Below are 10,937 nucleotides of genomic sequence, written 5' to 3'. Positions count from 1 at the left end.
TCGGAATCTTAGTCTGGGCATTATTATTAGGGGTAGCATTAAAGCATGCACCGGCTTCTACTAAAACAATGATCACAGACTTTTCAGACGGGCTGTCTCAAATTGTAAGATGGGTTATCCATTTAGCACCATTCGGGATCATGGGATTAGTGTTCAATTCAATTGCAACCAGTGGACTAGCCTCATTATTACAGTACGGTAAATTATTAGGCTTATTATTAGGAGCTATGGCATTTATGGCACTGGTAGTAAACCCGATAATTGCATTTATCATGATGAGACAAAACCCTTACCCATTGGTATTCAGATGCTTAAAAAGAAGCGGAATTACAGCTTTCTTTACCAGAAGTTCGGCTGCAAATATCCCGGTAAACATGGAATTATGCGAGGAATTAGGATTAGATAAAGACATGTATTCAGTATCTATCCCTTTAGGAGCTACTATAAACATGGCAGGAGCAGCTATCACAATATCTGTATTAACTCTTGCAGCAGTACATACATTGGGTATCCAAGTAGACTTCGGAACGGCTCTTATCTTAAGTATCTTATCGGCTGTCAGTGCTTGTGGAGCATCTGGTGTAGCAGGTGGATCATTACTTCTTATCCCATTAGCCTGCAGTTTATTTGGTATCCCAAATGAAGTAGCAATGCAGGTAGTTGGAGTAGGATTTGTAATCGGAGTAATCCAGGATTCAGTAGAAACTGGTCTTAACTCTTCAACAGACGCATTATTTACAGCTGTAGCTGAATTTGCACAATGGAGAAGAGAAGGTAAAAAAATCGTTATCAACAAAGAAGTTAACTTATAAGAATGAATAAAAAAGGAAGAGTTAAGTGTTTTGCTTAACTCTTCTCACAGTCATTACAATAGTTTTCTTGTGTGTTAACAGAAATAAACTCATCGGCGCATTTTAAAATAACTCACTTAATTTTTTATTAAGTTTTGCATAGATCCTTTCTTTAAACCAGGCTTCTGTAGATCTCTCTATGGACTCTTCTAATCCAAACCATTCTACTCCGCTATTTTCATCTGCTTTTACAGTCAAAATTTCTTTTTCATTTGCTTCAAATAAGTATGTTATATTTAAATGTAAATGGGAAGAAATATATTCTCCATTTTTTATATGTCCATCTACTGTGAGTATTTCAAGGGAAAAGATATCTCTTGATACAGGTATAATATTATTGAGGCCGCTCTCTTCCTTAACCTCCTTAATGGCTACAGTGAATAGATCTTTTTCTCCGTCAGCATGACCCCCCATCCAGGACCATGAATCATAAATATTATGATAGATCATCACGACTTTACTTCTATCTTTATTTACAACCCATGCAGATGCCGTCATATGTGCTATTTTATTGTCTCTGCTAAAAATATTCTTTTCCCTTTCTAAATATTTCAATATTCCTATTTTGTCATGTCTTTCCTGTTCATTATATGGTTCATAATTTTTTATTTGATCTATTATATCCATCTGTAAAGTTATCTCCTTTTTCTTAATCAGCTTCTACTGCTGTTATAGTTTCATTCTTTATTAAGGCTGCTGCAATCGATCCAATTAACGTTGGAGCCAGCCATGCAAATCCTTCTGAAGCTAACGGAAAAGAATTGAAGACAGCTGTTAATACAGGTGAAATATTAAAGCCGGCCAGGACCTCAAAGACACTGAAAATCAATCCCATGGTAACACTGACTTTAAAAACCCTGGTATTTTTTATTTTAAGGATATTTAAAATTATAAGTATAATAGTTACCGGGTATAAAATTATAAGTATTGGGACAGCTATATCAACTATGAACCCTAATCCGGTAGCACCCAGAACACTGGAGATAACACAGGTTACTATAGTTATAGTTTTATAGGAAAACTTTGATTTTGCAGCAAAGAAATTAGATACTGTAGCTACCAGAGCTATAGATGTTGTAAGGCATGCTACTATTGCACATATTCCAAAAGCCATTAGGCCAAATGATCCTAAAGAATTTTTTGCAAGATACATAACAAGTTCAGCTTTTCCAAGATTTAAATTTTTTCCATTTGCCATGGCACCTAGATATAACAGACCTCCGTATACCAATGCTAACCCCAGGGCTGCTATGATACCGGATTTCACGATCATAGAACTCTGTTCTTTATCATCTGTATATCCATTTCCCTTTAAGCTTTCTACAATTACAGAACCAAATATAACAGAGGCTATTGCGTCCATTGTCTGGTATCCACCGAAGAAACCATAAGAGAAGGAATTTTGAATTATAGTTTTTTCTCCGGGAACTCCGAATCCTAAGAATATCCCCTTAACTATCACCAGTGAAAGGATGATAAGGATAATAGGAGTCATATATTTTCCGATATTATTAAGCAGTTGAGACGGCTTTATTACCAATATATAAACTATTACGAAATATATGGTTGAGGCCATTAGGGGATTAATCTCTCCAAAGTTTGGAACGATTCCCATCTCATAGGCAGTGGCTGCTGTTCTTGGTATGGCCAGCATAGGACCTATAGCAAGTATTAACAGCGAAAAGTAAAGGGTGTTGAAGTTTTCTGAAACTTTGTTTGCAAAATTATTGGTATTTCCAGCTCTACTGAAAGCTATCAGCCCGCCCACAGGGAGACAAATTCCTGTAAGAAAAAATCCGGCTGAAGACATGAGCCACTCTTTACCGGTGACGACACCTATCTCTGGCGGAAAAATAAGATTTCCAGCTCCAAAAAACATAGCAAATATTGCTAATCCAAATATAAATACATCATTATTTTTTTTCATCGTAGTTTCCTCCCTAGAAGTACTATATTTATGTAGTATTGTACTTGTTTTTAATGATTGTATAAGTTTAACACAAATAAAATAAAAAGTATATTGGTTTTGTGCTTTTATTCACTTATATTTAAAAAATTAAAAAAATTAACAGGTTATTTAACAGAAAGAAGATCTTCAGGAGATAAAAAAAGCAGATAGAAACTTCTATCTGCTGATTAATTGACTATAATAATTGGACTACATAAATAAATATATAAATATCGGAATGAATGGAGCCAGACTAAGATTTGCAACTTTTATTTTGGTTATTCCTAAGATATTAAATCCGATGGCCATAATTACCAGTGATCCTACACATGTTATTTCATCAATAACAAGTGCTGATAGAAATGGTGAAAGAGTTCCAGCAAATAAAACTATAGCTCCCTCATAGAATAAAATCAAAAATGCTGAGAAAAACACACCTATTCCCATTGTTGCCGACATTGCAAGGACTACAAAAAGGTCGATAAATGCCTTTGCATATAATATTTCATGGTTGCCAATAAGTCCGCTTTGAAGTGAACCCACTATTGCCATTGCTCCTACACAAATTACCATGGTAGCATTTAGAAATCCTTCTACCAAGGACTCCTCCGTATCCGATTTAAATTTAGCTTCCACAGCCAGTCCGAATTTTCTCAGTCTGTGATCTATATCGATTAATTCACCGATAATGCCTCCTAAAGCTATTGAACCTATGGCTACCAGTATGTTTTGTCCTTTTAAGGAACCTGATATTCCAATGTATAATACACACAGCCCCATGCCGCTCATAACAGTATCAATTATCTTTTTATTGAATTTATTTCTGAAGAAAACTCCCAATAAAGACCCCAAGCCCACTGCAACGGAATTTACTATTACACCACTTAATATCATTTTTCAGCCTCCCAAATTTGATTTGAAGTATTTTAGCAGTTCTTTTTGGTTTTGTAAAGGAGGCTTGGTGAGTCAGTTTGATTTCTCGACGTTTCAATGAGAAATTTCGTATTTTTATCCTATGGAGACCCTATTTTTATTATTCTTTTTTGAAGTGTACATGGCATTATCCGACCTTTTCATTATCTTATCTATGACATCCCCTCTTCGTACCTCCGTTACTCCAAAACTGCATGTGAGATTATCTCCTGAAAAGTCAAATGAGCTGACCTCATCTTTTAATCTTTCAGCCAGTTTAAAGGCATCCTTTTGATCAGATTCCGGAAGGAGGATCACGAATTCATCCCCCCCAAGTCTGAAAAGTTTGTCAATCCCCCTTATATTTTTTGTTACTAATCTGCACAGCTCTTTCAGAACTTTGTCGCCGATACAGTGCCCAAAGGTATCATTTATACTTTTAAAATTGTCTATATCGTACATTATTAAAGAAAAATGTGTGTTGTACCTCTCAAAAATTCTGATATTTTCTTTAACAGATTTTTCGAATTCATATCTGTTGTATACACCGGTCAGAGGGTCCTTTGTGGAAAGGTGGTAAAGTTTATTCATGGTATTTTTAAGATTTTCATCTGTTTCAAAAGTTTCAATTCCAAGGGACAGTATATCTTTTATGTCTTTTAAGAAAAATAGCCACTCCTCCTCAAAGGGAGTCAGATCCTTTAAGTGTATAAAAAAATCAATTTTATTTACAAGGATTTTTTTACTTGAGACAACAGGAAGTATCACAAGACTTTCATTGATCCCAAGCTGAGAATTGATCCCCTCAAAAATATTGCTCTTTGAGTTAGAATCTATTATAAATGTTTTGTCTTTTATTTCCGACATACAGTTTTTACAACTGAGTGAATTTTTCATAGTCTCTGAAAATTGCGACTCCGATTTATAATCAAATAAAATAGTTCTTTTTCCAAAAACATCCAAAGAGGAAAGGTAAATTCCCATCACCTCCACCGGTTCTTTAAAAATTTTCGTGACAGAATTCAAAAATTCATTTAAGGTATCGCTGTATAATATCGCCTGTGTTATCTGGGATTTAAAGAACAGATTTCCCTTTAAAAATCTTTCTTTTTCTAAAAGTGCCTGTATATATATGGAAGATTCCATAAAATAATTAAGATTTCGCATCTCGCATCTTGTATTTATAAAATTTCCCTCTTCATCATAGACACTGATACCGTTCAAAACCGTTTCTATGACAACGCCGTCTTTTCTTTTCAGCTTCAGCTGTACATTGTTTACGAATCCGTAATCTTTCAGATGGGGGAAATTTTTTTTTACAGCAACGTGGTAATCTTCCGTAATAAATTCACCAAAAAATCTGCCTTTAACTTCGTGAAGTTCATATCCCATCTCCTCCAGCCACTTCTGATTCACATGAAGAATATCTCCATTTTTGTCCAGCATTTGAAACATGGTACTTTTGGGTTCTTCATATTGTGAATTATATTTTTCAAAATCGCTCATATTACTCCTCCCATTTTACTCTATGAATAAACAACCTTTAATCCTTTATCAAATTTGTTATTAAAGTTTACCTTATTTTATAATTTTGTTCAAACTAAAGCTATTTATATATTTACTAAAAAAGAGCTAGGAGCTTAGGCCTAGCTCTCGCTATATCAAAAATGAAAATCTTCCAGTCCTAGATTTGCTGGCGGGAAAAGTCATTTTTAGCAGGATTACTTTTAAATTTATTGTTTACAAGGAGTCCTGATATGGCTAGGAAGGAACCTAAAAAAGTATATGTTGTCATCCCTTCATGAAACAATAGATTAGAAGTAATCGTGGCGACTAAAGGATTGAGATAATTAAAAACCGAAGTTCTGGAAGCTCCTAATTCCTTAATTCCTCTATACCATCCATAATAACCGATCACCGTACAAAACATAGCTAAATATAGGGCTGCTAAGTAGGTTTTTCCTTGGATATCGCCGATCACGTTAAATAAAGAAGTCCTGGAGATAAAGTTATTCGTAAAAGCAATAGGGATTAAAGTAATTAATGCACTGATATTCATATAAGCAATTATAATAAAGGGATCATATTTTTTTAAAAGATCTTTTGTGCTGATTGTAAATATTGCCAGCATTGCGGCATTTATAATCATTAAACCGTCACCGATTACTGAAGTCCCGGAAAATAAACCGTCTATTTTACCGTTTGTAATGATAAGACAGACTCCTAAAAAACTTAACAATATTCCAGATCCCTGCAGCTTGTTGATTGACTCATTTTTGGAAAAATGCATATACAGTGCTACAAAAATTGGAGAGATAGCTATAAATAAAGATGCATTTATTGTGGTGGTGTATTTTAAAGCAGAATATTGAACAATAAAGTAGCCGCTAATACCAATAAAACTTAAAAATATCAAGTGATAGAGGTCTTTTATTGAAATTTTTTTTTTTGATCTAGGGATCACCATTAAGCTTATACCAAAGATAATACTGGAAAACAGCACCCTTAAAAATAAGAAGTGGACAGGACTGAGATTGGCAATTCCTATCTTACTAAATGCAAAAGATGTTCCCCAAAGAGTTACCGTTAATAGAACCCAAAGATAAATTCTTGTGTTTTTCAATTTTCTCATCTCCTAATTGATTGAAGCTCTAAAAATGTAGACAGAGCTCTGATTGCTTTTATGTTAACATAAAGTGTATAATAATGACACTTTGTTTTTTGTTAAAACTTTAACCCTTATTGGTAAGCTTATCAAAATGAGGTACTATAATAATGCTTGCAGTAGTTTATCATTTAAATTTTTCTATCGATATCTAGATTTGTTTGAGTTTAATCACGAATTATAGAACAGGTGCTGCAGGCAGAGTTTCAGTAAAATTTTATCTCAGAACTATGAATATAATTATTGGACAGGAGGGATACAATGAAAATAAAAATTTATCAGGTTGATGCATTTACCAATCAATCATATTGCGGTAATGCAGCAGGTGTCGTGCCTTATGCTGAGGGATTATCCGATCTGCAAATGCAATTAATTGCAAAGGAGATGAGCCTTTCTGAAACTGCCTTTGTCTTCCCAGGTTGTAAAGGTTATGATTTTGAAGTACGTTTTTTTACACCGACGGAAGAGGTAGATCTCTGTGGACATGCAACCATTGCGACTTTTAGCCTTTTAAAAGAGTTAGGTATAATAGCAGCTGATAAAAGAGAACTGATTCAAAAAACAAAAGCTGGTAATTTGAATATTAGGTTTGTCGAAAATGGAAGTGTATTGATGCGTCAAGCAGAGCCAGTGAATATCGAATATTCGGTTCCATTTAATGAGTTATATTCAGCAATGGGGGTATCTCTTGAAGAGGTTGGTGTTAAAAATTTAATGAATTCACCAGAAATTTGGTCTACCGGGTTACCCGATATTCTACTGCCCTTAAAATCAGTTGAAATTTTGAAAGACCTGACACCCTCTATGGATGAACTGGCAGATTTAAGTCGAAAACTTAATGTTGTTGGTGTCCATGCTTTTGCTATTGATGAAGAAGATAAAGTGTGGTGCAGAAACTTTGCACCAGCTTTTGGTATACCAGAAGAATCTGCCACGGGTACTTCAAATGGAGCATTAGGTGCCTGTTTACAAGCAAAAGGATGGAAATCAAATGAGATTCTGTCATTTGTTGCTCATCAAGGTGATTGGATGAAAAGTCCAAGCAGAATAACTGTCCAAGTCAATGCTGATAGTAAGCCTGAAGTCTGGGTAGGAGGAGAAGCGGTTATTGTTCTTCAAGGTGAAATCCTGCTACCAAAGTAATATCAAGTTTTGAGCGGGATGCCTGCCAGCAGGGTCACTAGAAACTTCAAAAGAATCCTCCTCCTTCTTATGGGATTCTACGGATATTGAAATTAAGTGTACTTAATACTTAATTTTAAATGTAGACCCTCATAAGGAGAAACCAAAGCAAGAATAGTTATTTCATATAATAAAAAAAAGCAATAAAGAAGCACCCACAATTTAGATAACAATAAAGTCAAAATAAGAGTCAGTGCTTCATAATTACAGTACAAATTCTAATTGACGATCATAGGGCTCTTCTTCAGCATGTTTCTTATTTATTTCTACTGCATCAACACAACCTAATTTGTTGTAAAATGCTTGTGTTTCAACTGCTGAATGAGAAGATATATATAATTTTTTAGCCCCTTGTTTTTTAGCCCAGGATGTAACATATCCAAATAACACTTTGCCAATACCGCGACCACGCATATCATTAGATATATGTATACAAGACAAATCAATATATTCTTGCTTGCTTCCGAATAATTTGGATTCCGCAGAAGCAAACCCTTTTAGTTGATTTTTCCAAAAAACACCTATAACCACCCCTCCTGTTTTATCTGTATTCTGTAAACACTTTATTAAAAAAGTATATTCGTCTTCTTCCCAATCATCCACAAAGTTAAAATCTATTTCGTTCCATTCACCGTCTACCTGCTCCAAACGCTTAGTAACTACTTGTCTGCGTTCAAAATTATTAAACAGAGATATATGTATATCATTAACTTTTAATTCTCTATATTCCATTGTTTGCTCCTATGATCTTTATTTTCTTCACTATATGAGTATAGCTTATTTTTTTCATAAGTAATATAAAATGGGTATAATTCTATACCTCCTAAATAAGAGTTTTAACACGTTATAGTAAGGTTGGGGGAGTAGGACGACTATAAACTTCGAAATTCAAAGTCAAAAGAATAGAGTTCTTTGCGTTAAATAATCTGAGAAAATCTGTGTAATCTGCGATGAAAACAAAATTCTAAAGGTTTCGCCTTTAATACGAGTCACTTTTTCTCTATAGCAAGCAAAAGTAACCAAAAAGTGCCAAATTTTGAAAATGTTCATGGGTAAAATATTAATATACAAGCTTTGAAAGCTACCGTCCTCGCTACACTGCGGAACCTAATTTGTTGAACGCTTTAGTTAGATTGAAAGTACAAAGTATAATCACTTTCAAAATTAAAAAATCTAAAAAAAACCACCTGTGGACTTCAATTTAGAGCAAATAAAATCCCCCTCTGAAAAAATTATGTTAAATGCAATACGAAGATAAAATTTTGAAAAAATCAGAAAAAAAGGTTAAAATAGTTATAACATAATTTTTTAAGGAAAGAAGAATTGGAAATTTAATATAGTGCCCGGTCAGATATCTGGGTGGACCAAAGAGCTTAAGGATGAGGTATTTTTTTCAAAAAATAAAAGTAACTTTTATAATGTAGATCAAAGGGGGAAGATTATGGAACAGAAGTTTTTAGAACACGAAATGGAAAACTATAAGAAGGAACAGGAAAAAATAAAAAAACTCATCGGAAGTATAGGAGCTACTCACAGCAGCAGAAACCACAAGATCTTTAACGGACTTTTTCTTACGCTTGTTGTTCTTTCATTTTTTGCAGGGGGAGTTTTACACTATATCCCATTCAACCTTTCCATAGAGTTGGGAGTGTTACTGGTTTCCATAAAGATAGCATGGATGATCCACGAACAGCAGAAGGTTAATCACTTTCAGTTCTGGATATTAAACTCCATAGAGCTGAGGTTAAATTCTCTTCAAACAAACTTCAGGAAGATGGATAAGGAACTTAAAAGGCAGGGAGAGGAAAGAAATTCAGACTAAATTATGATTATGAAGTTTAGACTCATGAATTCAAATAAAAAAGGCTTGATCTAAAGATTAAGCCTTTTTTATTTAAAATTTCTAGAATTTTAGTTCTGTTGATTTGTTTATAATTATTGGTGGCAAAAGTTAGAAGTTCTAAAGATTCCATCTTTAATACGGGTCTGTTTCTTGTCTTGACACAAGAAATAGACGAAAGAAAGTCAAGAAGGTTTATAATTGTCTTAGCAAAGTAAGTCACGATCGTTGTTGTAGAAACAGTACTGCTGGAGTGGGACGACTATAAACTTCAAAATAATCTGTGTAGTCTATACAAAAAAAGCTAGGCATTAAGCCTAGCTTTTACTATTTCAAACTCCTAAAATTTCTAGAACATTTGAGTTGTGGATTTGTTGGTGAAAGTGAAGCACATTCAACCTGACTCACTACTAGAATCTTATTAAACCATTAATTCTATAACGAAATCATAAAGATCCTCTGCTAACTCAATTAGTTCTATTACCTCATCTTCATCTGGCATAACTTGATAGTTATTAAAATACCTGTACAAAGTATCATTGGGATTCAATATCCCACAAGCTTTTTTCATTTTTTCAAATTCTTGATTTTGAGTCACACAAATTTTTAATAACATCAACAGGTTATGGGTTCTTAATTTTCTATCCTCTGTGTCGATTTCTTTATAATTTAGATATGCTTTCATTGCTTTTTCAGCACATTGTTGGCAATGATATGCAGAAGTATCTAGGGTTTTAGGTTCTATCAAACCTTTTTTAGCTGTTAGAAGATCATTCTTTGCTCTAAGTAATAGCTGTTCCTATTTCTCCATTATAACAAGACCCCCTTATTTTCCACTTGATATTCCAAACTGCCCCTTACCTTTTCAAATTGATGGAACTCCTCTTGGGTTTCTATCACCAAATCTACAGGAAAGTCCAATTCAAAAAGAATATCGGTAGCTTGGGCTATTCTTTTTCCTAAACTTAGGTTGCTAAATTTATTGCTGATTACTAATATATCTAGATCGCTATCCTCTGTAGGTTCTCCCCAAGCATAGGAACCGAAGACATATATTTTTTCAGCATTATATAGAGATGATAGTTTATCTCTCAATGAATTTATTTTTCTTAAATTAATCATTTTAAACCTCCTAAATTAAGGGATATCTTTATTGTATATTAGATTTGGGAAATATTCAAGAAGGCTAGAGGTTTCTTTTTGTAATCTGAGTTAATTTGTGTAATCTGCGACAAAAATGGTTTGAAAGATTCTAGAATCGTAGTTTCTATTAATGATTTTGCTAAGACTACTTATGGTACTCTTGGATTAGGACAAAAGAAGCTATTTCAAGTAATGAGATTTAAAGAGAATTCCAAGGATTCCGCCCTTGATACGGGTTACCTTTTCTCTTGAAAGAAAATGTAACCGAAAAATTCAAGAAGATTCTAACCGTAGAGGTCATCACCAAAAATCTACAATTTATTTCATAAATTAAGATTATTTGCGATAATTGTCTTTGCGGGCAAGTGCCAGGGATTCCCGTTTCTTAGTGGGATG

10 protein-coding genes and 1 pseudogene are annotated in these 10,937 nt (G+C 33.9%); 3 read left to right on the top strand and 8 right to left on the bottom strand.

Going from position 1 to position 10,937, the window contains the following annotated elements:
• The coding region (gene sstT / locus DYH56_RS09965) for a serine/threonine transporter SstT (RefSeq protein ID WP_114642718.1) at positions 1 to 812 on the top strand (812 nt) is incomplete at its 5' end.
• 102 nt (positions 813 to 914) lie between these two features.
• Here sstT and DYH56_RS09960 read toward each other — a convergent pair.
• The 5 genes from DYH56_RS09960 to DYH56_RS09940 form a co-directional block, all read right to left on the bottom strand.
• The gene (locus DYH56_RS09960; protein WP_114642717.1) at positions 915 to 1,478 is read right to left on the bottom strand and encodes an NUDIX hydrolase; all 564 of its coding nucleotides are present in this window, start codon (positions 1,476 to 1,478) and stop codon (positions 915 to 917) included.
• Positions 1,479 to 1,500: 22 nt separating this feature from the next.
• Positions 1,501 to 2,778: a branched-chain amino acid transport system II carrier protein gene (gene brnQ, locus DYH56_RS09955; RefSeq protein ID WP_114642716.1), complete on the bottom strand. Its 1,278-nt coding sequence runs from the start codon at positions 2,776 to 2,778 to the stop codon at positions 1,501 to 1,503.
• A 231-nt stretch (positions 2,779 to 3,009) separates the two neighbouring features.
• On the bottom strand, positions 3,010 to 3,693 hold the full coding sequence (locus tag DYH56_RS09950) for a DUF554 domain-containing protein (protein WP_114642715.1): 684 nt from the start codon (positions 3,691 to 3,693) through the stop codon (positions 3,010 to 3,012).
• A gap of 114 nt (positions 3,694 to 3,807) precedes the next feature.
• Positions 3,808 to 5,217 carry a sensor domain-containing diguanylate cyclase gene (locus DYH56_RS09945; protein WP_114642714.1) on the bottom strand — a complete coding sequence of 470 codons (1,410 nt, stop codon included), beginning with the start codon at positions 5,215 to 5,217 and terminating at the stop codon, positions 3,808 to 3,810.
• Between the two features lie 178 nt (positions 5,218 to 5,395).
• Positions 5,396 to 6,334, bottom strand: a complete 939-nt coding sequence (locus tag DYH56_RS09940; protein ID WP_158539117.1) for a DMT family transporter — start codon at positions 6,332 to 6,334, stop codon at positions 5,396 to 5,398.
• Positions 6,335 to 6,637: 303 nt separating this feature from the next.
• On the opposite strand from DYH56_RS09940, the gene DYH56_RS09935 reads away from it, so the two are divergent.
• Positions 6,638 to 7,519 (top strand): PhzF family phenazine biosynthesis protein, encoded by an 882-nt coding sequence (locus DYH56_RS09935; protein ID WP_114642712.1) that lies wholly within the window; start codon positions 6,638 to 6,640, stop codon positions 7,517 to 7,519.
• Between the two features lie 243 nt (positions 7,520 to 7,762).
• Here the strand turns inward: DYH56_RS09935 and DYH56_RS09930 are convergent, their stop codons facing one another.
• Positions 7,763 to 8,290, bottom strand: a complete 528-nt coding sequence (locus tag DYH56_RS09930) for a GNAT family N-acetyltransferase (protein ID WP_114642711.1) — start codon at positions 8,288 to 8,290, stop codon at positions 7,763 to 7,765.
• 709 nt (positions 8,291 to 8,999) lie between these two features.
• Between DYH56_RS09930 and DYH56_RS09925 the strand changes: the two genes are divergently transcribed.
• Positions 9,000 to 9,380 (top strand): hypothetical protein, encoded by a 381-nt coding sequence (locus tag DYH56_RS09925; RefSeq protein WP_114642721.1) that lies wholly within the window; start codon positions 9,000 to 9,002, stop codon positions 9,378 to 9,380.
• Between the two features lie 439 nt (positions 9,381 to 9,819).
• On the opposite strand, the pseudogene DYH56_RS09920 reads toward DYH56_RS09925, so the two are convergent.
• Positions 9,820 to 10,185, bottom strand: a pseudogene (locus DYH56_RS09920) (HEPN domain-containing protein); the annotation flags it as partial.
• 23 nt (positions 10,186 to 10,208) lie between these two features.
• On the bottom strand, positions 10,209 to 10,520 hold the full coding sequence (locus DYH56_RS09915; protein WP_114642709.1) for a nucleotidyltransferase domain-containing protein: 312 nt from the start codon (positions 10,518 to 10,520) through the stop codon (positions 10,209 to 10,211).
• Between the last annotated feature and the right edge of the window lie 417 nt (positions 10,521 to 10,937).

The organism is Psychrilyobacter piezotolerans, from assembly GCF_003391055.1.
Lineage (GTDB): Bacteria > Fusobacteriota > Fusobacteriia > Fusobacteriales > Fusobacteriaceae > Psychrilyobacter > Psychrilyobacter piezotolerans.
Note: the sequence above shows the minus strand (reverse complement) of the source record. Positions and strands in the feature narration are given on the sequence as shown.

What these genes read in the sequence shown, in the direction of transcription:
- brnQ (WP_114642716.1), bottom strand. Translation starts at nt 2,778, where the DNA reads ATGAAAAAAAATAATGATGTATTTATATTTGGATTAGCAATATTTGCT.
- DYH56_RS09925 (WP_114642721.1), top strand. Translation starts at nt 9,000, where the DNA reads ATGGAACAGAAGTTTTTAGAACACGAAATGGAAAACTATAAGAAGGAA.
- DYH56_RS09960 (WP_114642717.1), bottom strand. Translation starts at nt 1,478, where the DNA reads ATGGATATAATAGATCAAATAAAAAATTATGAACCATATAATGAACAG.
- DYH56_RS09945 (WP_114642714.1), bottom strand. Translation starts at nt 5,217, where the DNA reads ATGAGCGATTTTGAAAAATATAATTCACAATATGAAGAACCCAAAAGT.
- DYH56_RS09950 (WP_114642715.1), bottom strand. Translation starts at nt 3,693, where the DNA reads ATGATATTAAGTGGTGTAATAGTAAATTCCGTTGCAGTGGGCTTGGGG.
- DYH56_RS09930 (WP_114642711.1), bottom strand. Translation starts at nt 8,290, where the DNA reads ATGGAATATAGAGAATTAAAAGTTAATGATATACATATATCTCTGTTT.
- DYH56_RS09935 (WP_114642712.1), top strand. Translation starts at nt 6,638, where the DNA reads ATGAAAATAAAAATTTATCAGGTTGATGCATTTACCAATCAATCATAT.
- DYH56_RS09915 (WP_114642709.1), bottom strand. Translation starts at nt 10,520, where the DNA reads ATGATTAATTTAAGAAAAATAAATTCATTGAGAGATAAACTATCATCT.